At 72.4% G+C, this 24,670-nt stretch carries 15 protein-coding genes; 11 read left to right on the top strand and 4 right to left on the bottom strand.

Annotation, left to right across the window (positions count from 1 at the left end; genetic code table 11):
• The first annotated feature begins 39 nt into the window (after positions 1 to 39).
• The 4 genes from OG587_RS32685 (at position 40) to OG587_RS32670 (ending at position 12,581) form a co-directional block, all read left to right on the top strand.
• Positions 40 to 2,349, top strand: coding sequence for a helix-turn-helix transcriptional regulator (locus OG587_RS32685; RefSeq protein WP_329082144.1), 2,310 nt, complete (start codon positions 40 to 42; stop codon positions 2,347 to 2,349).
• A 403-nt stretch (positions 2,350 to 2,752) separates the two neighbouring features.
• Positions 2,753 to 6,103, top strand: a complete 3,351-nt coding sequence (locus OG587_RS32680) for a DNRLRE domain-containing protein (RefSeq protein ID WP_329082141.1) — start codon at positions 2,753 to 2,755, stop codon at positions 6,101 to 6,103.
• Between the two features lie 14 nt (positions 6,104 to 6,117).
• Entirely contained in the window at positions 6,118 to 12,333 is a 6,216-nt protein-coding gene (locus tag OG587_RS32675; protein ID WP_329082139.1) for an RHS repeat-associated core domain-containing protein, read from the top strand.
• A complete protein-coding gene (locus OG587_RS32670) occupies positions 12,330 to 12,581 on the top strand; it encodes a hypothetical protein (protein WP_329082137.1) in 252 nt (83 codons plus the stop codon). Before OG587_RS32675 ends, OG587_RS32670 begins: the two co-directional genes overlap by 4 nt.
• 128 nt (positions 12,582 to 12,709) lie before the next feature.
• On the opposite strand, the gene OG587_RS32665 is transcribed toward OG587_RS32670, so the two are convergent.
• Together OG587_RS32665 and OG587_RS32660 are read right to left on the bottom strand one after the other, a co-directional pair.
• Positions 12,710 to 13,627 carry a MurR/RpiR family transcriptional regulator gene (locus OG587_RS32665; protein ID WP_329082135.1) on the bottom strand — a complete coding sequence of 306 codons (918 nt, stop codon included), beginning with the start codon at positions 13,625 to 13,627 and terminating at the stop codon, positions 12,710 to 12,712.
• 27 nt (positions 13,628 to 13,654) lie between these two features.
• Positions 13,655 to 15,160: a glycoside hydrolase family 3 protein gene (locus OG587_RS32660; protein ID WP_329082134.1), complete on the bottom strand. Its 1,506-nt coding sequence runs from the start codon at positions 15,158 to 15,160 to the stop codon at positions 13,655 to 13,657.
• Positions 15,161 to 15,455: 295 nt separating this feature from the next.
• Between OG587_RS32660 and OG587_RS32655 the strand changes: the two genes are divergently transcribed.
• From OG587_RS32655 to OG587_RS32645, 3 genes are all read left to right on the top strand, one after another.
• Entirely contained in the window at positions 15,456 to 17,081 is a 1,626-nt protein-coding gene (locus OG587_RS32655) for a glycoside hydrolase family 10 protein (RefSeq protein WP_329082132.1), read from the top strand.
• Positions 17,082 to 17,099: 18 nt separating this feature from the next.
• Entirely contained in the window at positions 17,100 to 18,257 is a 1,158-nt protein-coding gene (locus OG587_RS32650) for an anhydro-N-acetylmuramic acid kinase (protein WP_329082131.1), read from the top strand.
• Between the two features lie 86 nt (positions 18,258 to 18,343).
• Entirely contained in the window at positions 18,344 to 19,720 is a 1,377-nt protein-coding gene (locus OG587_RS32645; protein ID WP_329082129.1) for an FAD/NAD(P)-binding protein, read from the top strand.
• Between the two features lie 57 nt (positions 19,721 to 19,777).
• Here the strand turns inward: OG587_RS32645 and OG587_RS32640 are convergent, their stop codons facing one another.
• Positions 19,778 to 20,404, bottom strand: a complete 627-nt coding sequence (locus OG587_RS32640; RefSeq protein ID WP_329082127.1) for a GNAT family N-acetyltransferase — start codon at positions 20,402 to 20,404, stop codon at positions 19,778 to 19,780.
• A gap of 315 nt (positions 20,405 to 20,719) precedes the next feature.
• Between OG587_RS32640 and OG587_RS32635 the strand changes: the two genes are divergently transcribed.
• On the top strand, positions 20,720 to 21,412 hold the full coding sequence (locus tag OG587_RS32635) for a DsbA family protein (protein WP_329082125.1): 693 nt from the start codon (positions 20,720 to 20,722) through the stop codon (positions 21,410 to 21,412).
• Between the two features lie 13 nt (positions 21,413 to 21,425).
• On the opposite strand, the gene OG587_RS32630 is transcribed toward OG587_RS32635, so the two are convergent.
• Positions 21,426 to 22,649: an RNA-guided endonuclease InsQ/TnpB family protein gene (locus tag OG587_RS32630; protein WP_329082123.1), complete on the bottom strand. Its 1,224-nt coding sequence runs from the start codon at positions 22,647 to 22,649 to the stop codon at positions 21,426 to 21,428.
• 48 nt (positions 22,650 to 22,697) lie between these two features.
• Between OG587_RS32630 and OG587_RS32625 the strand changes: the two genes are divergently transcribed.
• From OG587_RS32625 to OG587_RS32615, 3 genes are all read left to right on the top strand, one after another.
• Complete coding sequence (locus OG587_RS32625) at positions 22,698 to 22,874, top strand: hypothetical protein (protein ID WP_329082121.1); 177 nt, start codon at positions 22,698 to 22,700, stop codon at positions 22,872 to 22,874.
• A gap of 468 nt (positions 22,875 to 23,342) precedes the next feature.
• A complete protein-coding gene (locus OG587_RS32620; RefSeq protein WP_329082119.1) occupies positions 23,343 to 23,897 on the top strand; it encodes an NADPH-dependent FMN reductase in 555 nt (184 codons plus the stop codon).
• Positions 23,898 to 24,110: 213 nt separating this feature from the next.
• Entirely contained in the window at positions 24,111 to 24,659 is a 549-nt protein-coding gene (locus OG587_RS32615) for a hypothetical protein (protein WP_329082117.1), read from the top strand.
• Positions 24,660 to 24,670 lie beyond the last annotated feature (11 nt).

The raw sequence follows: 24,670 nt of genomic DNA, 5'->3' as shown, positions 1-24,670 counted from the left end.
GAGTGAATCGCCGTCGCCGGTGCTGCTTCGATGGTCGGCGTGCTTCACGGGAGAGCCATCGAATGTGGCCGGATCGAGAGCCTGGTCGCGGGGGCCGGCCGTGCCGAGGACGGTGTCCTGGTACTGCGGGGTGAGCAGGGGGCCGGTGCGACGGCCCTCCTGGACCACGCCGCGGCCACCGCCGGGAGCGTCCCCGTCCTGCGCGGCGCCTGCCACGCCGGGGAGTCCGGTGTCGCGCTCGCCGCACTGTCCCACCTGCTCGCGCCGCTCGGCCGGGTGGAACGCGGGGATCGCGTGGCGACCACCCTCGCCGCGCGCGACCTGCTGACGACCGCCGCGCGAGCCGAGGGCCTGGTGGTCCTGCTGGACGACGCGCACTGGATCGACCGGGCATCGGCGGACACCCTGGTCTCGCTCCTCAGAAGACCGGCCGGTCACGGCCTCGTGGTGATCATCGCCGAGCGGGCGGGGCGGGTCTCCAGGCTGGCCGCGCTGCCAGGATGCGACCTCACCCCGCTGGACGCCGGAGCGTGCGCGGCGATACTCGCCGAACACCACCCCGACATGATCAGGCGGGTACGCGAGCGGCTCGTCGCCTTCGCGGGCGGCAACCCGGGCACGCTGACCACCTGCGCGCACGCGCTGACCAGGGAGCATCGCCTCGGGCATGCGGCTTCGCCCTGGGCCTACCTCGAAAGGTTCCGTTCCCCGGCGCAGGCCGGTCTGGCCGCGCCCGGCGCGGTGCTCGCGGCGCTGCCGGAGCCCACGGTGGCGCTGCTCGCCCTGGTCGCCGTCGAGAACACGAGGGAGTTGCGCTCCATCACCCCGGCGGCGAACCTCCTCGGTGTCTCACTCGGCGATCTCGCCCCGGCCGAGCGGGCAGGCGTGGTCGGGGTCCTGGACGGCCGGATCGTCGTCAGGCAACCCCTGGTACCCGCCATCGCGTACGGCACGGCGTCGTTCTCGCTGCGCGCCGCCGTGCACCGGGCGCTGGCGGCGGCCGGGCACCCGGACGGGCCCTGGCACCGCGCGGTCGTGGCGATCGGCCCCGACGAGGGACTCGCCGCCGAACTGGAGGAACTGGCCGCCCAGACCGTGGACGCGGCACAACGCACCGACGCGCTGTGCGCGTCCGCCGACCTGACGCCCGATCCGGCCGCCCGCGCCGCCCGTCTGGCCGCCGCCGCCCGCCTGGCCCGGGACGCCGGCCAGACGGAACGGGCGAAGGTGCTGGACGCCGGGTGCGAGGACCACCCGGGACACGGCGGGATCGGGGCGGAGGTGGCCGGGGGGCCCGGGGACCGGGCCGGGGCGGAGGCTTCGGGCGCGACGGCCGCCGCGCTGGCCTCGTCGTGGCGGAACCTGGCCGAGGGAGACGACACCGAGGCCCGGCTGACCGCGGCCGGGTTGCTGGCCCGGCTGCGCTCCCGGCACGAGTACGGCCTGCTGCCCCAGGCGCTGGAGGTCGCCGCGGGCACCCTGGTCCAGAGCGGCACGTGGGACGGGGCGGAAAAGGCGCTGGAGGAGGGGCTGGACATGGCCCGGGAGACCGGGCAGGAACACCAGGCGGCCAGGATCAGAGCCCGGCTGGCCTGGCTGGCCGCCGCCAGGGGTGAGGAGGAAGGGTGCCGCGCCCTGGCCGCCGAGGCGATCGCCTACGGTGAGGCGCGGGCCGCCCCTGAGGTCGTCGCGCTCGGTCTGCGCGCCCTGGGCCTGCTCGACCTGGGCCGGGGCAGGTACGGTGAGGCGGCGCGGACCCTGGAGCTGGTCGGCGGGGCCGGTCCCGACCTCGCCGAGGCGGCCGTGCGCAGCGGCCGTCTGGACCTCGCCGCCTGGACGCTGTCCCGGATGGAGACCTCGGGGCCCGCCGCGCGGGCGGTCCGGGCCAGATGTGAGGGGCTGCTGGCGCGCGGGAAGGCCGCCGACGAGGCGTACGCGAGGGCACTGCGGGCGCACGACAGGCTCGGCCGCCCGTACGACCTGGCGAGAACGGCCCTCGTCTACGGCGAGTGGTTGCGCAGGATGGCCCGCCGGGCGGAGGCGCGGGCCCGGCTGACCACCGCGCTGGAGATCTTCCAGCGGCTCGGGGCGGTGCCCTGGGCCCTCAGGGCCGCCGAGGAGCGCGACGCCACCGGCGGCGCGAGACGTGATCCGATCGCGGGTCTGACCGCGCAGGAGTCCCGTGTCGCCCGGCTGGCGGCCAGGGGAGTCGCGAACCGGGAGATCGCGCAACGGCTCAACCTCAGTCCGCGCACCGTGGAGTCCCACCTCTACCGGGCCTTCCAGAAACTCGGTGTCTCCTCCCGTGGAGAGCTCGCCCGGCGGCTCCCCGAACTCTATTCCGGGTGACTCACACGGATTTACCGTCCATCGGCGCGGAGCCGAGCAGGGCGTGCCCCGGAGCCGACCTCCGGGGCACGCCTTTTTCCGTTCGTGAGGTTTTCGCCCGCGAGGTCGCGGACCCGTCGCGGTGGCCGGCTCCGGGAGCGGGGGAGGGGCCGGGGCCTCAGGCGCGGGGACTCCGCCGCCCGGGAGTCGCCGGGAGTCGCCGAGAGCCGCCGGGAGTCGCCGAGAACCACTGAGCCAGGGGGCGCGGATGACTCAGGCGGGCGGTGCCGCACCCTGACCTGGCCGTCCGGATGACAGATTCGCCCGCATTTTTGGCGATCTATGGTTCGCGGTGGTTCGCCGTGCGAGCGGAGACCTACGCCCGCAGCGTGCCTTGAGTTGCAATCGAGATCGGAGTTGGGACATGACGCCATCGCGAAAGCGGTGGAGCACGGGGGCGGCGATCCTGGCGGTCGCCGTGATGACAGGCGGGGCCTTCGGGCCGGCCGCCGTGGCCGAGCCACTGCACCCGTCCACCGCGGGGAAGCCCGAACCCCAGACCACCGTGCCGGAACAGCCGTCGGCACAGGCACCGGAGCAGGCAACGGGCGCGGCGCCGCTCACCCCCGCGCCCGAGCCCGCCATGCCCGAGCCCGCCACGCCCGAGCCCGCCACGCCCGAGCCCGCCACGCCCGAGCCCGCCACGCCCGAGCCCGCCGCGCCGGCCGCCGGGACGTCCGAGCCGGAGCCCGCGGGTCCCACGCCCGAGGAACTTCGGGCGCTGGGGCAGGCCCGGGAGACAGGCCGGCAGGTGGAGGTCGTCGAGCGGCGTACCGAGACCAGTGACATCACCGCCAACCCCAACGGCACCCTCACCCTCCGCCAGCACCTGCGCCCGGTGCGCGCCCAGGCAGACGGCCGGTGGCGTCCGGTGGATCCGACGCTGCGGCGCCGCGCCGACGGGACGGTCGTCCCGCGGTCCACGACCTTCGGCATGGCCTTCTCCGGCGGCGGCACGGGCCCGCTGGCGACCATGGTCAAGGGAGGCAGGAGCCTCACCCTGACCTGGCCGGAGCCGCTCCCCGCCCCGGCCGTGTCCGGCAGCGAGATGACCTACTCCGAGGTGCTGCCCGGCGTCGATCTGAAGATCCTGGTGGAGGCCGACAACTTCGTCAGCCACCTGATCGTCAAGAACGCGCGGGCCGCGGCCGACCCCAGACTGCGCACCCTCACCTTCCGCGTCGGCGGGAAGGGGCTGCGACTGGCCACCGACTCGCAGGGCGGCCTCACCGCCACCGACGACGCGGGCGGGCAGGTCTTCACCGCGCCCCGTCCCCTGATGTGGGACTCCTCGGCGGAGTCCCGGGCCGGGCTCCGTCAGGGGAACGCCCGCTCGGCGAAGCCGGCCGAGACCGGTCCCGCCCGCACCGCCCAGATGACCGCCGAGGTCGGCGGCGGCCGGCTGCGGATCGTGCCCGACAGGGCGATGCTCGACGACCCCGCCACGGTCTACCCCGTCACCATCGACCCGATCTTCAACGACGGCTACAAGAACCACTGGTCGGTCGCCTACAAGCAGGCGGGCTCGCCCTCCATCGCGGACACCGCCTTCTACGACGGCACCAAGAAGATCGGCAGTGAGAGCCCGGTCGAGGCGCGGGTCGGCTACGAGGACTGGACCGGCGGAACGGCACGCTCCTACTTCCAGATGAACACCGACGACCTGCGGGGCTCACGCATCGTGGCGGCGACGTTCAACGTCCTCAACACCTACTCCTACAGCTGCACCAAGATGCCGGTGCAGCTCGGCTGGACCGGTGGCATCGGCTCCGGCACCACCTGGAACAACCAGCCGACCTGGAAGGCGACGCTGCAGACCAAGTCCTACGCGCACGGCTGGTCCACCAGTTGCGCCGGAGGCGGTGAGGACTACGCCGCCGTCGCGCTGCGCGAGGCCGTCCAGGAGAACGCCGACCTGGGCGGCACGCAGATCACCCTGGGTCTGCGCGCCGAGCCCGGCACCGAGGACGACCCGCGAAGCTGGAAGCGGTTCCGGGTCAACGCCACCAACCCGGTGCTCGAGGTCACCTACAACAACATGCCCAAGGTCAACTCCAAGGCCGCCTACCTGGGCACGTGGGGAAACAACGCGAACGACGTGCCGATCCGCTGCGACAACAACCCGGCGACCTGGCCGGTGGTCGGCAACACCGGCATCGCGCTGACCGCGAAGGTGAGCGACCCCGACGACCACGACGTCACGGCGAAGTTCCTGGTCTGGCAGGTGGGCGGGAACAACGTCGCCACCCCCTCCGACAAGGTGAGCAGCGGCGGGACCGCGAGCGTGACCGTCGCCGCGGCGACGTTCAGGGACGCGGTCAGCTACCGCTGGACCGTCCAGGCCACCGACGGCGTCGACACGACCGGCGGGTCGGGCGACTGCGGCTTCGTGTTCGACAAGAAGGCGCCGACCAAGCCCGTCGTCGCCGCCACCGACGGGCAGCCGCTCGACGTCGCCACGGTGCCCGCCCGCGCGCGCCGTACGATCAAGTTCACGTCCACCGACACGCAGCTGGACGGTTTCTGCTACGCGCTCAACCACCCGCTGTCCATCGGCGGTGACCGCTGCTCCGACGGCACCTGGGTGGACGCCGTCAACGGCGCGGCCACGGTGAACGTGGTGCCGCCCCGATGGCCCAACAACCGCCTGCACGTCGTCGCCTACGACGTCGCGGGCAACGTCTCCACCTACAGCGGCGCGTCCTCGGACGCGGAGACCAACACCACGCTGATCCTCACCACCGCCCCCCAGTTCGTCGCCGACCCCGACGGCATCGCCGCCGGAGACCGCGACGGCGACCTGAACGGCGACGGCCACCCCGACTTCCTGGCCGTGGCCAAGGACGGCCGCCTGCTCTTCTACACCGGCAAGGGCGACGGCACGATCGCCTGGAACCGGACCTTCCCCAGCGGCTGGAACGACGCCAAGCTCGCCCACCGCGGTGACCTCATCGGCCCCGAGAACGGCATGGGACCGGACGGCTACGAGGACGTCTTCGTACTCAAGTCCGACCGGCTCTGGATCTACCCCGGGGACGGGCTGGGCGAGCCGCTGCTGTGGGGCCGCCGAGAGCTGAAGCACCCCGGCGGCGGGAACTGGGCGGCCGCCACCCAGGTGATCGCACCCGGTGACATCGACGGCAAGCTGGGCGTCGATCTCATCGTCAACGAGGGCGGCAAGCTGCTGCTGTTCTCCGGCACTCAGGCCGGGCCGCTCGCGACCGCCACCAACGGCGAGCTGGCCACGCCGACGGTGATCGGGGCCTCCGGCTGGGCCGACCTCGACGCGATCGCACCCGGTGAGATCACTCCCGACGCCAACGGCGACGGCGCGCCCGACGACGGCAACGCGCCCGACCTGATCACCAGGAGCCGCTCCACCGGCGAGATGTGGATCCACCCCGGCGTCCGGGCCGCCGACGGCGGCTACACGCTCGCGCCGCGCCGCGCCTACGGCCTCGGTGGCTGGACCTCGGCCGCCCGGCCGGCTCTCACCTCCAACGGCAACGCCCAGGGCACGGTCGCCACGGTGGACGGGGCCAAGCGCTTCCAGCCCACGCCCGGACAGGAGACGCCCGACATCTGGTCCACCGGAACCGGTGGGGTCGACAACACCGGCGTCCTCTACTTCTCCCCCGGGGCCCCGGCCGACCGTGGCGCGGCCATCAAGATCGGCGACTCGTACTGGGTCAGCAACATGGCCGGCATCTACTGATGGGAACGCATCGGATGACGCAGACACCCGCGGCCGGCCATACCCGCCGGCTGCTGTACGCGGGCCGGACCCGTACCGCCCGCCTGATCGCCATGGTCGTCACCGGCGTGATGGTGAGCTCCGTGCTCCAGGTCCCGCCCGCGACCGCCCAGGTCCCCGACTTCACCATCCGACCCGTCCAGAAGGAGAAATCGGTCGGCGGCGGCACCGTGGCGAAGGACGCCGCCACGCCGCCCAGTGACAGCGACCGCCGCCCGTGGAAGGCGCCGGCGCCGGTCGCCTGGCCCACGGGCGCCGCCGAGCTGGGACCCCGTCGCGCGGCGGGGAACCTGCCGGTGCGGCTGGCCCGTGGCCCGGCCAAGGTCCGGGTCGAGGTCGCCGACCGGGCCGCCGCCCAGCGCGCCGGCGTGGACGGTCTGCTGCTGACGCTGCGCCGCGCCGACGGCGAGAGCGGCGCCGAGCGGTCGGCCGTCGAGGTCGGCTACGGCACCCTCAAGGGCGCCTTCGGCGCCGACTGGGCCTCCCGGCTCACCCTGGTCCAGCTCCCCGAGTGCGCGCTGACCACTCCGGAACGCGACGAGTGCCGCACCGGTCGGCCGCTCATCACCAAGAACGACACCGCGGCCGGCACGCTGGCCGCCGAGGTGGACGTGGCCGGCGCGACCGTGCTGGCCGCCGCGGCGGCGCCCGCGGGTTCCAGCGGCACCTACACCGCCACCTCCCTGTCGCCCTCCGGCGAGTGGTCCGGCGGCGGTAACTCCGGCTCCTTCGGCTACGGCTACGACATCGACGTGCCGCCTTCCCCCGGTGAGCTGGACCCGGACGTGAGCCTGTCCTACTCCTCGGTCTCGGTGGACGGCAGGACCGCGGCCACCAACAACCAGCCGTCATGGGTGGGCGAGGGCTGGGACTACGACCCCGGCTACATCGAGCGCAACTACGTGGCCTGCAAGGACGACAGGGGCGAGGGCTCCAACAGCCCCGACAAGGTCGGCGACCTGTGCTGGAAGTCCGACAACGCCACGCTCAGCATGGACGGCGCCTCCACCGCCCTGGTCCGCGACGACGCCACCGGCAGGTGGCGGCTGGCCGACGACGACGGCTCCAGGGTCGAGCACCTGAACGGCACGTCCAGCGACACCGCCAACGGCGACAACGACAACGAGTACTGGCGGATCACCAAGACCGACGGCACCCAGTACTGGTTCGGCAAGAACCGGCTGCCCGGCTGGAGCACCGGCAAGCCGGAGACCGGCTCCGGGCGCGCCGTCCCGGTCGCCGGCAACCACTCGGGCGATCCCTGCCGCGCCTCGGCCTACGCCGACTCCTTCTGTAACCAGATGTGGCGCTGGCAACTCGACTACGTGGTGGACCCGCAGGGCAACGCCATGGCGTACTACTACACCAAGGAGACCGGCGCCTACGCCAAGAACAAGGCGTCCACCGCCACCGCCTCCTACACGCGCGGCGGCTACCTGAACCGGATCGAGTACGGCCTGCGCTCCGGCCAGGTCTACGCGACCGCCCCGGCGAAGGTCGTCTTCGGCGTCAGCGAGCGGTGCCTGTCCGCCTGCACCACCTTCGACGTCGCGCACGCGGCGAACTGGCCGGACACCCCGGTGGACCAGAACTGCACCGTCGACAAGACGTGCAAGACGATCGCCCCCACCTTCTGGTCCCGCAAGCGGCTCACCTCGATCACCACCCAGGTGCTCAAGGGCACCGCCTACGCCGACGTGGACTCCTGGGCCCTGGCCCAGCAGTTCCCCGGCAGCGGTGACGCCTCCAGCGCCGCGCTGTGGCTGTCGTCGGTCACGCACACCGGCAAGGCCGCCGGCACCGCGATCACGCTGCCCGCCGTGACGTTCGGCGGCACGCTGATGGAGAACCGGGTGGACGCGGCCGAGGGCCGCCCGCCGCTGAACAAGTATCGCCTCACCAGGATCAGCTCCGAGTCGGGCGCCGACACGCTGGTCACCTACTCCGCCAAGGAGTGCACCTACGGCGCCACCCCCCAGCCCGACACCAACACCAAGCGCTGCTTCCCGGCCTTCTGGTCGCCCGAGGGCTACATCGACCCGATCAAGGACTGGTTCCACAAGTACGTCGTGACGAAGGTCGTCGAGGACGACAAGGTGGCCGGTTCGGGCTCGGAGTCCAAGGTCACCTCCTATGAGTACCTCGGCGGCGCGGCCTGGCGCCGCGACGACTCCGAGTTCACCCTGGACAAGCACCGGACGTGGAACATGTTCCGCGGCTATGGGCAGGTCCGGACGAAGGAGGGCGAGCAGAACCGGACGCAGAGCGACACCATCTACTACCGGGGCATGGACGGCGACAAGCTCGCCGACGGCTCGGTGCGGAACGTCACGGTCGCGGACTCGGAGGGGGCCAAGGTCGACGACGCCGACGTCCTCGCCGGGACCTCGCGCGAGCTCGTCACCTACACCGGCGAGAACGGCCAGATCGCCACGGCGAGCGTCTCCGACCCGTGGCTGTCGGCCGTCACCGCCACCCGCGCCCGCCCCGGGCTGCCCGCGCTGACCGCCCGGATGCAGGACGTCGCCAAGGTCCGCGCCCGCACCCTGATCACCACCGCGAGCGGTACGGCGTGGCGGCGCACCCAGGTCGACTCGTCCTACAACGGCGACGGCCTGGTCACCCAGGTCGGCGACCAGGGCGACCTGTCGGTCACCGGTGACGAGGAGTGCAGGCGCACCACCTACGCCACCAGGGACACGACCAACTGGCTGGTCGGCTACCCCGCCTCCACGCTGACGACGTCGGCGACCTGCCAGACGCCCGCCTCCGCCGCGAACACGGTGGGAGAGGAGCGGCTGTACTACGACAAGCAGGCGCTCGGCGCCGCGCCCGCCGTGGGCAGGGCCGGCGTCACGCGGACCGAGAAGCTGTGGAAGTACGACGAGGGCAGGCCGGTCCACACCGAGACCACCCAGGAGTACGACGCCTACGGCCGGGGCGTGTCCTCCGTCGACGAGCTCGGCCGTCCGACCACGACCACCTACAGTCCGGCGACCGGCGCGTTCCCCACCGCCAAGACCGTGACCAACGTCAAGGGCCACGCGACGACGATCACCCTGGACGGCACCCGGGGCCTGGTCCTGTCGGAGAAGGACCTCAACGGCCGGATGTCCTACACCGACCACGACGCGCTGGGCAGGCTCACCGCGGTCTGGATGGGAGGGCGTGCCAAGACGGCGAGCGCCAGCATGACCTTCTCCTACGCCCCCTCCACCACGGTCCCGACCGCGGTGACCAAGAAGGACCTGCTGGAGAACGGCACGTACAAGACCACGATCACGCTGTACGACGGCCTGCTGCGGCAGCGGCAGACGCAGGTGGCGGCGCCCACCGGCGGCAGGGTGGTCCAGGACAACTTCTACGACTCCCACGGCCGGGTCTGGAAGACCAACGACGTCTACTGGAACTCCGCCGCCCCCACCGCCACCCTGCTCAGCGTGGCGGACAACCTGGTCCCCACCCAGACCGAGACCGTCTTCGACGGGCAGGACCGTACGGTCGCGGAGATCTACAAGTCGCTGAACGTGGCGAAGTGGCGGACCGACACGGTACACGGCGGCAACTACACCGCCATCACCCCGCCCGAGGGTGACACGGCCACCCTTACCGTCCTGGACTCCGAGGGACGTACCACCGAACTGCGTCAGTACCGGGACCGCGAACCGGTCTTCGACGCGCCCGCCTCCGCCTATGAGGCCACCAAGTACACCTACGACCCGGCGGGACGGCTCGACACCGTGGTCGACCCGGCGGGCAACACCTGGACCTACGACTACGACGTACGCGGCGACCAGGTCCAGACGACCGACCCCGACAAGGGCCTGACGAAGTTCACCTACGACGCGGCGGGCAACCTGGAGACCAGCACCGACGCGCGCAAGGTCACCCTCACCTACGTCTACGACGACCTCGACCGCAAGGTCTCGCTCAGCCAGGGCGCGACCAAGCGGGCCGAGTGGTCCTACGACACCCTGCCCGGCGGCAAGGGCCTGCCGGTCACCGACACCCGGTGGGAGAACGGCAACGCCTACACGACCTCCGTCAAGGGCTACGACGCCGTGGGCCGGGGCACCGGCACCACGGTGACGATCCCGGCGGCCGAGGGCGCGCTCGCGGGCACCTACACCACGGGCACCACCTACCGGCCGGTCACCGGCACGGTCGCGACCACCTCCTACCCGGCCGTCGGTGGCCTGCCCGCCGAGACCCTCAGCCACGGGTACGACACCTTCGGCAACCCCGCCTCGCTGAACAACGGCTCCCAGGTCTACGCCAACGGCACGCAGTACTCGCCCTACGGCGAGGTGCTGCAGACCGTGCTCGGCACCGTCGGCTCCAGGGTCGTGCACACGCTGGTGTACGAGGACGTCACCCGGCGTCTGGCCCAGGTCCTCAACGACCGGGAGAAGACCGGGCCGCAGACGATGGACAACGTCGTCTACTCCTACGACGCGGCCGGGAACATCGTCAAGGTCCGCAACGACCGCGACGACAAGACCCGCACCGACACCCAGTGCTACCGCTACGACCACCTGCGCAGGCTGACCAAGGCGTGGACGGCCCTCGACGACTGCGCGGGCGACCCGTCCACCGCCACGGTCGGCGGGCCCGAGCCGTACTGGCAGAGCTTCGGGTTCGACGCGGTGGGCAACCGGACCTCCGAGACCCGCCACGCCGTCGGCGGCGGCACCGGAGACACCGGAGACACCGTGCGGACCTACACCTATCCCGCGCCGGGCCAGGTGCGACCGCACACCCTGAGCCAGGTGGCCTCCACCGGCCCCGGCGCGCGGACCGACAGCTACGAGTACGACGACACCGGCAACACCACCCGGCGGGTCACCGCGCTGGGCGACCAGGGGATGACCTGGGACGCCGAGGGGCGCCTGGGCACCTCCACGGTCGGGGGCAAGGAGACGTCGTTCGTCTACGACGCCGACGGCGAGCGGCTGCTGCGTCGCGACCCCGACGCCGTCACCCTCTACCTGGGCGGCCAGGAGCTGAAGCTCACCAGGGCGACGGCCAAGGTCGACGGCACCCGCTACTACGAGGTCCCGGAGGCGACCGTGGTCCGTACCACGGGCGGCGGGGTCAGCTACGTACTGGCCGACCACCACGACACCGGCGAGCTGTCGGTGAACGCCACCACCCTGGCCTACGTCCGCCGCTCGACCACGCCCTACGGCGCCGTACGCGGCACGGACCCGGCCTCCTGGCCGGGGGAGCGTGGCTTCGTCGGCGGCACGATCGACAAGACGATGGGCCTGACCAAACTCGGTGCCCGCGAGTACGACGCCGACACCGGCAGGTTCGTCTCCGCCGACCCGGTCATGGATCTCACCGATCCGCAGCAGATCAACGGCTACGCCTACGCCAGCAACAACCCGGTCACCTGGCACGACGCCTCGGGCGAGCGGGTCTGCAACGACACGGAGTGCGCCAACGAGGGCATCCGTCCCGACGGCCAGCCGGCCAAGAAGCCCAAGAAGGCCAAGAAGCCCGGCAAGAAGGGCAAATCCAAGTCCTCCGGGTCTTCCGGGTCCTCCAGTGGCACGAGGTCGGGCCCCCAGATGAGCGCGGCCAACTGCACCACCCAGCAGTGCTACCTCCGGCTCTACGAAGAGCAGGCGCGCAGGTACCAGGAGGAGATCAACAGGATCAACGCCGAGAAGCTCAGGCAGGCGCGCGAGATAGAGCGGCTCGAGCGACAGAAGGAGGCGTCCGCGCAGAAGACCAAGAAGAAGAAGCCGTGGTGGAGGAAGTCGCTGGACTTCACCGGGGAGATCCTCATGAAGGGGAGCCTGCTCGGTGTCGTCGTCGGCTGCGGGGTCTCCATCGTCTGCGGGCTCGTGGCCGGCACCGCCATAGGCCTGGCCGGATACACCATGGTCAACGCGGGTCAGGACACCTGGAACTGGGCCGACTTCGGCAAGGTCGGCGCCAAGGGTGCCTTCTCCGGCGGTATGGGCCGCGCCTACCAGGGCGCCCGAGACGCCTACAAGACGGCCAGGGGCGTCGCCGCGGTCCGGCTCACGCGGGGTACCCCCAATCTTCCCGCCGTGACGCCAAGGACCGATTTCATCTGGGGAGCGAAGTTTCTGAACAAGTACCACTGGCAGTGGAAGCTGAAGCCGATAAAGTTCAGCCCCGATATGACCAAGGCTCCGTACAACCTGCCGAGGCCATGACGAGAAGCTGGATGATCGTGCGCTTCGCCGCGACCTTTCGCAGGCCGCGCAACCTCGGGATCGCGGCCGTGACGGTCGTGCTGTGCGCCGCCACGGCGGTGTGGGCCGATCCGGCCGTCTTCTCCTGGCTCGTCGTGCTGATCGGCCTGACCGGGTCCGCCTTCGTGGACCCCGTCTACCGGGACGGCGGCGGCCGGGCGGGACACGGGGCGGGCCCGCGCCCCGGCGGGGGTGACACCTCGCCGTAGCGGGCCATGACGACGACCGGCGGCTCCGGCTTCCCCGCGCGGGGAAGCCGGAGCCGCCGCCGTACGTCTTGCCGGAGTCCTTGAGGGTGAACCAGCCCCCCCCGGGCCGTCCCGGCCCACCTCAAGATTTACCGGGAAGGCCCGGGACCGGAAGGTCTGCTCCGGCGGCGGTAGTCGGTTCTGAAGCCGTCGATGGCGTCCCTGGTGGCCCTCAGGGCCGCGTCCGAGGTCTCGAAGGTGCGCTGGGCGATGCCGACGAAGATGCAGTCGACGATCAGGAGCTGGCTGATCCGGCTGGCCAGCGCTCCCGGGCGGAAGGCGGTCTCCCGGCCCGCCGAGACCAGGACGTGGTCGGCGAGCCCGGCCAGGGAGGAGCGCGGGTTGTTGGTGATGGCCACCGTGGTCGCGCCCGCCCGCTGCGCGACGCGCATGGGCGCGAGCACGTCGGGGGTCTCGCCGGTGCAGCTCACCGCCACCGCGACGTCGCCGTCCCGTACCAGTGCCGCGCTGGTCAGCGCCAGGTGCGCGTCGGTGTAGGCGTGACCGGGCAGGCCGATCCGCATCAGCTTCTGCGCCATGTCGGCCGCCACGAGCCCGGAGGCGCCGACCCCGTAGACGTCGACCTTGCGCGCCCCGGCCACCGCCTCCACCACCATGCCCAGCCGGTCGGGGTTGAGCTGCGCCGCGGTGTCGGCCAGTGCCTCGGACTCGGCCCTGGCCACCTTCGCGATCACGTCGGTCAGCGGGTCGTCGGGGCCGAGGTCGCCGGGAACCAGCCGCTCGGGCTCGTCCCTGGCCACCGCCGCGGCCAGGGCGAAGCGCAGCTGGGAGTATCCGGCGAAGCCCAGGGCCCTGGCGGTGCGCACGATCGTGGCCTCGCTGGTACCGGAGGCCGCGCTGAACTCGGTGATGGTGCTGCGGGCCACCACGCCGGGGTCGTCGAGGATGAGGCGGGCGATGGACTGAGCCGCGGGGGTGAGGGAGGGCAGGACGGCCCTCACCGTGGCCACCAGGTTCACGGGGGTGGGGCCATCGAGGACATTCATTAAACGCCTTTCATGTCATAAATCAGCCTATTGGTCGCCGGTCAGCCAGCGGGCCACGGCGCGGGCCGAAGCCCGGGAGATGCCGTTCGTGGTCACGTACACGGCTCCGGAGGGTTCGCCGGGCATCCCGGTCTCGACCACCACGGTGTCGGGGCGCAGCGCGACGGCCCGCGCCAGCAGCTCGCCGACCCAGGGGTGGCGCCCGGCGTCGTGCACCACCATCACCAGCGGGCGGCCCCCGTCACCCAGGTCGGGCAGCTCGGGTGTCTCCACGGTGACGACGTGGCCGACGGTGTCCGGCAGCAACTCGGTGAAGGCGCCGATGAGACCGGTGAGCATGCCCGGCTCGACCGCCTCGCTCAGCCGGGGGGCGATGTCGACGACCAACGGCGGTCCGGAGAGCACGGTCGGGGCGCCCGTGGCGGTCACCCGGATGGCCGCGCGGGCGGTCCGCAGGCCGAGCTCCTCGCCCTCGCTCCCCGTGCCCCGGGCGGCGTTCCCCGCCGCCCGCGCCTCCGCGGCGGCGTCCGAGGCGTACCAGCCGGACAGCGCGAGGACGCGGGAGGCGGCCTCGGCCAGCCGGTCCTCGCCGAGCCTGCCCTCCCGTACGGCGTCCACGATGGCGTCGCGCAGCTCGTGGACGTTCTCGCCCCCGGGGGAGGAGATGCCCGCGCAGACCGCGTCGGCCCCGGCCATCAGGGCCCGGACCGCGATCTCCCCCGGCGGGTGGAGTGCCGCGACGGCGCGCATCTCGATGGCGTCGGTGACGATCATGCCGGTGAACCCCATCTCCTCGCGGAGCAGCCCGGTCGTGATCCTCCGGCTCAGCGTCGCGGGGTTCTCCGGGTCGAGGGCCGGGATCAGCAGGTGCCCGCACATGACGGCCCGGACCCCGGCGGCCACCGCCGTGCGGAAGGGCGGCAGATCGCGTTCGGCGAGGAGCCGGGGGGAGACGTGCACGGTCGGCAGGGCGTGGTGGGAGTCGGTGTGAGTGTCGCCGTGGCCGGGGAAGTGCTTGGCGCAGGCGGCCACCCCGGCCCCCTGGAGCCCGGAGATCCAGGCCGCGGTGTGCCGGGAGACCAGCCCGGGATCGGCGCCGAAGGAGCGGACGCCGATCACCGGGTTGGCCGGGTTGGCGTTGACGTCCGCCACCGGGGCGTAGTCGAGGGTGATGTCGGCCGAGGCGAGGAGGCGGCCGATCTCCTGGGCGACCAGCCGGGTCCTTTCGACGTCGTCGCCCACGCCCAGTGCCCGGTTGCCCGGCCACGAGCTGCCCCGCGTCGCCTGCAGGCGGGTGACGGATCCGCCCTCCTCGTCCACCGCGATCACCGCGGCGGGGTTCTCCGCGCGCAGCCGGGCGACCAGATCGGCGGTGTGGTCGAGGCCGGTGAGGTTGCGGGCGAACAGCACGGTCCCGCCGAGTCCCTCGTCGCCGAGCGCGCGGAGCAGCCACCCGGGCGGCTCCGTGCCGTCGAAACCCGGCTGGAGGACGGTCATGGCCAGCCGGGCCAGGTCGGGGCTGCGATGGGGCATGCGGTCACCTTCTCGATCGAGGCAGGCGTCTTCCGACGGGTCGGTGCAGGGAGATGTCTCAAGGCAGATTACCCATCAATGACAATTTTCTTCATTATCATTGCCTTCAAAGTAGCTTTCTGTCATTCTCGCGATCGAGAACCCCGTGATCCTGTGACCCCGTGACCGGCTTCGCGATCATCTCCGCGTCCGTTCTCGTGCCCGTCCTCATGTTCCTTCGCGCCCGCCCTCGCGGCGGCCCGGCGGCGCCCGGCCCCCGGCCCGCCGTCAGGGGCCGAACCCCCCTGGAGTCCGCATGAGCTCATCCAGCCGGCGAGCCGTCCTGCGCGGCCTCGCCCTCGCCGCCGCGGCGACCGCCGTGCCCCTGTCCGGCCGGGCCCCGGCCTCCGCCTCCTCCGGAATCTCCCATGAGGGCTCCTCGGGGACCTTCCATGAGGGCTCCTCCGGGGCCGCGGGGGCGCCGCCGCTGCGCCAGATGCGCGGCATGTGGATCGCCTCGGTCGTGAACATCAACTGGCCGTCGAGGACCGGGCTGAGCGCCGCGCAGCAGAAGGCCGAGTACGTCGCCTGGCTCGACCTGGCGCGGGCCCGCGGGCTCAACTCGGTGTTCGTGCAGATCCGGCCCACCGCCGACGCCTTCTGGCCCTCCCCGTACGAGCCCTGGTCGCAGTATCTGACCGGCGTCCAGGGGGGCGACCCCGGCTACGACCCGCTGGCCTTCCTCGTGGCGGAGACCCACCGGCGGGGCCTGGCCTTCCACGCGTGGTTCAACCCCTACCGGGTGTCGATGCAGGCCGACCCGGCCCTGCTGCACCCCGACCACCCCGGCCGCAGGCACCCCGAATGGATCGTCCCCTACGGCGGCAAGCTCTACTACAACCCCGGCATGCCCGAGGTCCGCGCCTTCGTGCAGGACGCGATGATGGACGCGGTCACCAGGTACGACATCGACGGCCTGCACTTCGACGACTACTTCTACCCGGTCAACACCACCGCCTTCGACGACAGCGAGGCCTACGCCCGCCACGGCGGCGGCTTCCCCGACCTCGCGGCCTGGCGGCGCGAGAACGTCGACCTTCTCGTACGGGAGATGCAGCAGCGGGTGCGGCGGGCCAAGCCCGAGGTCGCCTGGGGCATCAGCCCCTCGGGCATCTGGCGCAACCGGGCCACCGACCCCCTGGGCTCGGAGACCGGCGGCGGCCAGTCCTACGACAACCTGCACGCCGACACGCGCGGCTGGGTCAAGAAGGGCTGGCTCGACTACATCGCGCCGCAGCTCTACTGGTACATCGGCCAGTCAAACGCCGACTACGCCAAGCTGGTCCCCTGGTGGTCCGACGTGGCGGCGGGCACGGGCACGCAGCTGTGGATCGGCCAGGCGGCCTACAAGGCCGGGGCGGCGGGCCAGCCCGTCGAGTGGTCCCGGCCCGACGAGCTCAGCAGGCACCTCACCCTCAACCAGGACCACCCCGAGGTCGGCGGCGACATCTGGTACAACTCCGGCGACGTCCGCGACGACCGGATCGGCTCGATCAGCGCCGTCGTGACCGGCCACTACACCCGTCCCGCGCTGCCCCCGCTGCTGCCCAGGCTCGCCTCGGGCCGGGCCCCGGGCCGCCCGCTCGTCCCCCTCGCCCGCCTGGTGGACGGTGGCGTCGAGCTGCGCGTCCTGGCCACCGGCCGGGACGTCCCGTTCCAGTACGCGATCTTCCGGCTCGACCGGCCGGCCAGGCCCGGCGACCTCGCCGACGCCCGGCACCTGATCGCGACCGTCCCCGCGGGCCGTGACCTGCGCTGGGTGGACCCGGCGGGCACCGTGGGCGCCCACTACCACGTGGTGGCCGTCGACCGGGCCGGTCGCCTCAGCCCGCCCAGCGCCGGCCGCCGCGCGGTGAGGGCCGGGCGGGATCCGGGGAGGTAGTCCAGAGGGGAGGTGGGCATGCGCGTACTGGGGTTGATGTCGGGGACGTCCCACGACGGGATCGACAGCGCGATCGTGGACTGGTCCCCGGACGGCGACGTGCTCACCGGTGCCGTCGAGCACACCGGCGCGCGGCCGTACGGGGGACGGCTCCGCGAGCGCGTCGCCGGAGCGCTGCCGCCGAACCCGGCCGACATGGCCGAGGTGTGCCGGCTCGACACCCTGATCGGCCAGGCGTTCGCCGACGCCGCCGAGGCGTGCGGGCCGGTGGATCTCATCTGCTCGCACGGGCAGACGATGTTCCACTGGGTGGAGGACGGCCGGGCGCGCGGCACGCTGCAGCTGGGCCAGCCCGCCTGGATCGCCGAGCGGACCGGCGTGCCGGTGGTCTCCGACCTCCGGGCCAGGGACGTGGCCGCCGGAGGGCAGGGCGCCCCGCTGGTCTCCTACCTCGACCTGCTGCTCCTGGCCGGGCTGCCGGGGCCGAGCGGCGCGCTCAACCTGGGCGGGATCGCGAACCTGACCGTGCGGGACGCGGGGACGGCCTACGACACCGGCCCGGCGTCGGCGCTGATGGACGCGGCGGTGTCGGCCGCCACGGGCGCGCCCTACGACGAGGACGGCCGTCTCGCCGCCTCGGGAGAGGTACACCGGGGGCTGCTGGAGGACCTGCTGGCCGAGCCGTACTACCGGGCGCCGCCGCCCAAGAGCACCGGCAAGGAGCTGTTCCACCCCGGCTACCTGGCCAGGGCGGCGTCGCCGTACGGGCTGCCCCTGCCCGACCTGCTGGCGACGCTGGCCGCGCTCACCGCCGAGACCGTCGCGGCGGAGATCCGCCGCCACCGCCTCGAAACGGTGGTCGTCTCCGGCGGCGGGGTGCGCAACCCGGTCCTGATGGCCATGCTGGCCGCGCGGGCCGGGGGCGCGCGGATCGTGCCGAGCGACGAGCTGGGCGTCCCCGCCGACGCCAAGGAGGCGATCGCCTTCTCGCTCTTCGGCTGGCTGACCGCGCACGGGCTGCCCGCGACGGTTCCCGGCTGCACGGGCGCGTCCGGTCCCCGACTCCTCGGCGCGATCACACCCGGCGCCGGACCGCTGAGGCTGCCGGAGCCCCTCGCCGAGGCCCCCCGCCGCCTGCGTCTCACCGTGGCGACAGGGGCGGCCGGGAGATCCTGAACGACTTCACCCTTCCGGGCCCCGGGACGCGCCACATCCTCACTATCCTGTATACCCTACAGGAATAGTAGGTTATGCTGGGTCGCGTGTCAGGTTCCCCAACGGTCGCCGTCGTGGGCGGCGGCGCGAGCGGCACGCTGGCGGCGGTCCACCTGCTCCGCGAGGCGCGGGCGCGGGACACGCCGCTGGAGGTCGTGCTGATCGACCAGTACGGACGGCACGCGCTGGGACAGGCGTACTCGACCACTGATCCGCACCACCTCCTCAACGCCTGCGCGAACAAGATGAGCGGGCTGGACGACGACCCCGGCCACCTCCTGCGCTGGGCCCTCGACGACGGACTGGACGTCTCCGCCGCCGACTACCTGCCGAGACGGACGTACGGCCGCTATCTCCGCGACCTGCTGGCCGGTGCCGAGGAGTGGCCCGTCCGCGTGGTGCGCAGGGTGACCGGCACGGTGAGCGCCCTGACCCGGGACCGGGGGGTGCGGCTCCACCTGTCCGGCGGCGGCCGGATCGACGCAGAGGCGGCCGTCCTCGCCCTGGGCAACCGATCCCAGTCCGCCCGGCCGCCGATCGTGGACGCCGGGAGCCCCGGCTACGTCGCCGATCCGTGGGCGCCGGACGCGCTGGCCGGGATCCGCGACGGCGCGCCGGTGTTCGTGCTGGGGACCGGGCTGACCATGGTGGACGTGGCGGTGACCGTCACCCGGGCGCACCCGGAGACCGTGGTCTACGCGGTGTCGCGGCACGCGCTGCTGCCGAGGCCGCACCCCCGGCCCGTGCCGCCCCCGGTCCCGACGCCGATCCCGGACGGGCCGCTGGGGGTCGGCGACCTGCTCCGCGCCGTACGCCTCGCCGTGCGGGACAACGGCGGCGACTGGCACGGCGTGGTCGACGGGCTGCGGCCACAGGCCCAGCGGCTGTGGGCCCGGCTCACCCCGGACGACCAGAGGAGGTTCCTCGGCCTCGCCGCCCGCTACTGGGAGGTCCACCGGCACCGGATCCCTCCCGTCACGGCCGCCAGGATCGCCGACCTGCGGGCCACCGGCCGCCTTCACGTGCTCCGCGGCCAGATGGTCCGGGCCGCGTCCGGCCCCCGCGGGCTGCGCGTCCAGGTGAGCGCCGACGGCGCCGTCCGGGAGCTCGACGCCGGCTGGCTGGTCAACGCCACCGGGCCCGGGGCCGACATCACCCGCGACCCCCTCCTCGCCGGCCTCGTCGCCGACGGCCTGGTCCGGCCGGACCGGCTGCGGCTCGGGCTGGACGCCGACCCCGGCGGCGCGGTCCTGGACGCGTCGGGAGACCCGGACGACAGGATCTTCACGCTGGGGCCCATGCGGCGCGGAAGCCTGTACGAGACGACGGCGATCCCGGAGATCCGCGCCCAGGCCGCGGCCCTCGCGCCACGCCTCGTGGCGGCGGTCGTCTCCGCCACCCGGCGCGCCGCGTCGACCGGCTAGCGGGATCTCGGCGTCGGGAAGGCCCTGGGACCGCCGGTCGCCGAGGTCAGGAGCGGTTCAGCGGACCGGCCGGGTCGGATGCGGAGGCACCGGCCGGGCGTCGGTCATCTCCGCGGTGATCGCCCACCGTTCGTGGTCCCGCCAGGCGCCGTCGATGAACAGGAGGCCGGGTGAGTGGCCCTCCTTTTTGAAACCGAGCCGCCGGACGAGCCTGAGGGACGCCTCGTTGCCGGGCTGGATCTGGGCCTCCAGGCGGTGGAGCCGCAGGTCCTCGAAGGCGTACCTCAGCACCAGTCCGAGGCCCTCGGACATGTAGCCCCGGCCGGCGGAGGGGGCGAAGGCCGCGTAGGCGAGGGATCCGGACTGGAAGCGTCCGCGGATGATGCTGTTGATGTAGACCATGCCGGCGATGGCTCCGGTGCCGCGTGCGCGGATCAGCAGGCACTCCTCGCCGGGCTGGTCGTAGCGGGCGACGAGAGCCTGGAACTCCTCGGCCGTGGTGGGCGGAGCCATCCACGGACGGTGCAGGTCGACACTGGCGCGGGCCAGTTCGAGGAACTCGTCCCGGTCGTGGCCGGTGACCGGGCGCAGGGTCACGCGGGAGGCGCCTGTCCGCCCGTCGGCGGAGGGCGTTTCGATCGCCGCCGCTCGTTCGCTTCCCTCGGCGCCGTCGTCTCGAATCACGGATGGAACGGTATCGCGGCTCGGCGGCCCACCCGCACGGGGATGATGATCAGCGAGCTCTGGACCTCGGCGGTGGGTCCACGCCCGCGCGGAAGAGGAACACGTCTCCCTCGCGAAGTGTGGTGAACGGGACGTTCGCACCGCGGGAAGGACGGCGCCGATCACCGACGCGTACACGACGGCGGGCTCGCCACGCCTGACGGGGCGTCCGGGAGCGGAGCCGGTGAGCCGCACCCGTCGTGACCGGTCCCGGCTTGACCTCCAGCGTGGTTGAGGTCTCATCCTGGAAGGGACTTCCGTGGAAAGAGGATTCCCATGAGCGAGGATCTGGTCGACTTCTGGTTCGATCCCGGTTGCCCCTGGGCCTGGATCACCTCCCGCTGGATCCTGGAGGTGCGGAAGGTGCGCCCCATCACGGTCAACTGGCGGGAGATGAGCCTGGCGGTGCTCAACGAGAAGCAGGACATGTCCGAGGGGTACCGCGAGATCGTCGAGCTCGGCCGGGGCACCCTGCGGGTGTTCGCGGCGGCGCGGGCGGCGGCGGGGGACGCCGCGGTCGGCGACCTCTACACCGCGCTCGGCACCCGCTACCACGGCGAGGACGGCCTGTTCCAGCGGCCCCGAGACACGACGCCGGACGGCGGTCTCGCGAGCTGGCGGGCCGCGATGGAGGCCCGGGAACCGGTGATCGCCGCCGCGCTGGCCGACGCCGGGCTGCCCGCCGAACTGCTCGCCGCCAGGACCGACGGCACCTGGGACGAGGCGATCCACGCCTCGCACGCCCTGGTGCCCGCGGGGAGGCGGAAGCAGTCGCTGATCGGCGTCCCGACCATCTCGGTGAACGGGCACGCCGGCCAGTTCGGCCCCGTCATCAGCGAGATCCCGACCGGCGAGCGGGCCGGGCGGCTCTGGGACGCGTTCAAGGTGCTCGCCACCGAGGAGGCGTTCTTCGAGCTCAAGCGGGTCACCGACCGGGCGGTTCCCCGCACCCACCCGGAGGCTCCTTGACATCCACTCCGCCTTAAAGGACGGAGATTCCGGTCTGCCGCGTGTGCGGCTCCTGGCGGGTTACTGCTTCTTCGCGCGGTGCCGGGATCGCTCCCGGTCCTACCCGCGCTCCACAGTCGTTTAGCCTCTCCGCCTGCCCGGCGGCGAGAATGTTGATCGCCGCGTTGACGTCCCGGTCGTGGCCGGCCCCGCAGGGGCAGGTCCAGGACCGGACGTTCAACGGCATCGAATCGGTGATGGTCTCGCAGGCCGAGCACAGCTTCGACGACGGAAACCAGCGGTCGATCTTGCCGAAGTGGCGGCCGTACCGCTTCGCCTTGTACTCCAGCATGGCGACGAACTGCGACCAGCCCGCATCATGCACACTCTGCGCCAGCCTCGTGCGCGCGAGACCGGACACGGCGAGATCCTCCACGTACACCGCTTGGTTGTCGCGGATCAACGTGGTGGACAACGTGTGGGCGAAATCGCGGCGCGTATCGGTCACCTTGGCGTACGCCCTGGCAACCCTGAGCTTGGCCTTGGCCCGGTTCGCCGATCCCTTCTTCTTTCGGCTCAACGCCTTCTGTGCCTTGCGGAGCTGCTTGGCCGCCCGACGCAGAAAGCGCGGGTTGGCGACCTTCCGGCCATCGGAGGTGATCGCAAAATGGGTGAGACCCAGGTCGATACCGATCTCGGGACCCGTCTCGGGCAACGGTTCGTTTGAGGTCTCGACGACGAACGACGCGAAGTACCGGCCCGCCGAGTCCTTGACCACCGTCACCGATGACGGGTCCGACGGCAAAGCCCGCGACCAGCGCACCTCCACCTCACCGATCTTCGGCAGCCGGAGTCTCCCACCCGCTGTCACCGCGAATCGGGCGTTCCTCGTGAACCGGACCACTTGGCGGGAATCCTTTCGCGACCGGAACCGAGGGGCGGCGACCTTGCGCCCCTTCCGCTTCCCGGTGACCGAGGAGAAGAAGTTACGGTAAGCCACGTTCAGATCCGCGAGCGCCTGCTGCAAGAGCACGGCCGACACCTCGCCCAGCCATGCCCGCTGCGGCGTCGCCTTGGCCCGCGTGATGACGTGCTTGGACAACTCCCCATCCGAGATGTACGGCAGGCCCCGCATCCGGGCGTCCTGCCTCAGGCGCAGCCCGTCGTTGAACACCGTCCGCGCGCACCCGAACGCCCGCGCCAGCGCGTGACGCTGACCCGGCGACGGGTAAAGGCGGAAGTTGTACCTGAGCTGCACGGATCAATTGTGCGTCCATGCGCCGTGGCGTGCAGGGAATCCGCAGAGATGAGCGTCGCCGAAGCGCGCAGCCGGTTCACCGATGTGCTCGAGGTGCTCGATGTGCTCAACGACGCAGCGACGCGGGGGCGCATCACCCGCGTCACCAACCGTGGGCGAAAGATCGCCGCCGTGGTGTTCATGCACGTCGCCGAGTCCACCGAGCGGGCACAAGACGAACACTGATCGTTAAAGCACGCTCGGACCTTGGCGGCCCTCCCGCGCGGGCCTTCACCCCCGGCCTGAAGGCCGGAGCACTGGCCCGCATTTCGGTAGCGCGGACGGGGCCCTCCTGCCAGCGTCCTCGCCGCTCTTGGCAGAGAAATAACCGGCTTTTTCGCGAACCATATGCTTGATCATGTTCGTCCCCCCTTTCTGAGGGCAGGCCCCCGGATGTGATGGAGCGTGAGGTTCGCCGGCACCGCCGTCGCGGCGCCGACCTGCGGAAGCGTGATCGTCGTTCCGGGATTCGTGAGCGGGGCGGCTCGACCGGTACCGCGAGCGGACCCCTCGCCCCGTGTCACGGTGGCGTCGAGTAGCGGTTTTTGTCGGTGAGTTCGGGGAGCAGCCCCGCTGACGGCCGCGACCGCGTGACCGAAGGCGGGATCTCCCTCACTCGTAACGTCGCCGCATGGCGACAGAGATGGGGCCGGGATGAGAATCGTTGGGATCGCGGGAAGCCTTCGCCCGGGGGCGTACGTCTGGAGGCTCCTGGAGGCGGCGGCACGGGAACTGCCCGAGACGGTGGACTTCGAGATCTGGCGAGGCCTGGAACAGGTGCCGTCCTTCGAGGAGGGCGAGCTCCCGCGGCCGGTGGCCGACCTGTGGCACCGCCTCTCCGCCGCGGACGGCGCGCTGATCACCGCGCCGGCGCACAGCGCGCTCCCGGCGCAGCTGGGACACACGCTCGACTGGATCTCGTCCGCACGCGGCGGCGCGGTCCTGGTGGGCAAGCCGGTGGGCGTGGTGACCGCCTGCCCGCGCGCCCACGAGGGGATGTGGACGCAGATCCAGCTGCGCAGGGCCCTCGGCGCGGCGGGCGCGGTGGTACGCGGCGCGGAACTGGCCGTGTCCCCGGCCCCGGACCAGTTCGACGCCGACGGCAGGCTCGCCGACCAGGGTTACCGGGCCAGGCTCCGCGGCGTGCTGGACGAGATCTGCTCCCTCTCCCTCACCGGGGCCGGTTCTCTCGGCAGGTCCGCCGTGTGAGAGCCGGGTGAGAGCCACCCGGCCGCTCACCCGGCCGCTCACCGGGCCCTCGGCCCCGGTCCCCGGGATCCGCCCGTACAGGGCTCGCGATCCCGCCGTACAGTCCCGATTCCCAGAGCGCCCCCGACCCGTCACCGGCCCCCTCGCCGGGAGGCGACCGCCGCGTCGTGCGCTACGAGGGGATTATGAGGGGATGAGGTAAGGGAGGCAGCCGTGGGGAGATCCGGCCAGGAGGTGGCGCTGCGAGCCCTCGGCGCGGCGCTCGACGTACACGCCCCGATGGCCCGTCACGGCGTCAGGACGTTCCCCGAGGGCACGCCGTTCCTGTGGCTGACCGTTCCCGGCGCGGGGGGCGCCATCGTCTTCCTCGACGACCGCCACTGGATCTGCCTGAGCGAGCCGGGGCGGGGCGGGGTGGCCGTCCAGCTCGTCGCCGGAGGGGTCGACGACGATCCCGCCCTCGTCGTGAGCCGCCTCATGGTCGTCATGACGCCGGTGCCCCGGCCCGCGGGCGGCCGCCTGTCACGCGCGCTGAAGGTGGGGCTGCTCGGTCTCGCGGGGGGCGCGGGCATGGGGGTGCTGGCCGCGCTGCTCATGGCCGTCCTCGTGGCCGGCAACGGCTACACCTCGGACACGACGATCCGCGTGGTGTACGTCCTGGCCGCGCTGATCGGCGTCGCGACCGGGCTCTGGGTGTCCCTGCGCTGGTGGCGGATGGACAGGGAGCCGCGTGATCGGGATTCCGATGGGCAGGGACCGTAGGGACGACCACG

Source organism: Streptosporangium sp. NBC_01469, from assembly GCF_036227305.1.
Classification (GTDB): Bacteria; Actinomycetota; Actinomycetes; order Streptosporangiales; family Streptosporangiaceae; genus Streptosporangium.
This window is presented reverse-complemented; position numbering and strand designations above follow the sequence as displayed.

What these genes read in the sequence shown, in the direction of transcription:
- OG587_RS32680 (WP_329082141.1), top strand. Translation starts at nt 2,753, where the DNA reads ATGACGCCATCGCGAAAGCGGTGGAGCACGGGGGCGGCGATCCTGGCG.
- OG587_RS32675 (WP_329082139.1), top strand. Translation starts at nt 6,118, where the DNA reads ATGACGCAGACACCCGCGGCCGGCCATACCCGCCGGCTGCTGTACGCG.
- OG587_RS32670 (WP_329082137.1), top strand. Translation starts at nt 12,330, where the DNA reads ATGACGAGAAGCTGGATGATCGTGCGCTTCGCCGCGACCTTTCGCAGG.
- OG587_RS32665 (WP_329082135.1), bottom strand. Translation starts at nt 13,627, where the DNA reads ATGAATGTCCTCGATGGCCCCACCCCCGTGAACCTGGTGGCCACGGTG.
- OG587_RS32660 (WP_329082134.1), bottom strand. Translation starts at nt 15,160, where the DNA reads ATGCCCCATCGCAGCCCCGACCTGGCCCGGCTGGCCATGACCGTCCTC.
- OG587_RS32655 (WP_329082132.1), top strand. Translation starts at nt 15,456, where the DNA reads ATGAGCTCATCCAGCCGGCGAGCCGTCCTGCGCGGCCTCGCCCTCGCC.
- OG587_RS32650 (WP_329082131.1), top strand. Translation starts at nt 17,100, where the DNA reads ATGCGCGTACTGGGGTTGATGTCGGGGACGTCCCACGACGGGATCGAC.
- OG587_RS32635 (WP_329082125.1), top strand. Translation starts at nt 20,720, where the DNA reads ATGAGCGAGGATCTGGTCGACTTCTGGTTCGATCCCGGTTGCCCCTGG.
- OG587_RS32625 (WP_329082121.1), top strand. Translation starts at nt 22,698, where the DNA reads ATGAGCGTCGCCGAAGCGCGCAGCCGGTTCACCGATGTGCTCGAGGTG.
- OG587_RS32620 (WP_329082119.1), top strand. Translation starts at nt 23,343, where the DNA reads ATGAGAATCGTTGGGATCGCGGGAAGCCTTCGCCCGGGGGCGTACGTC.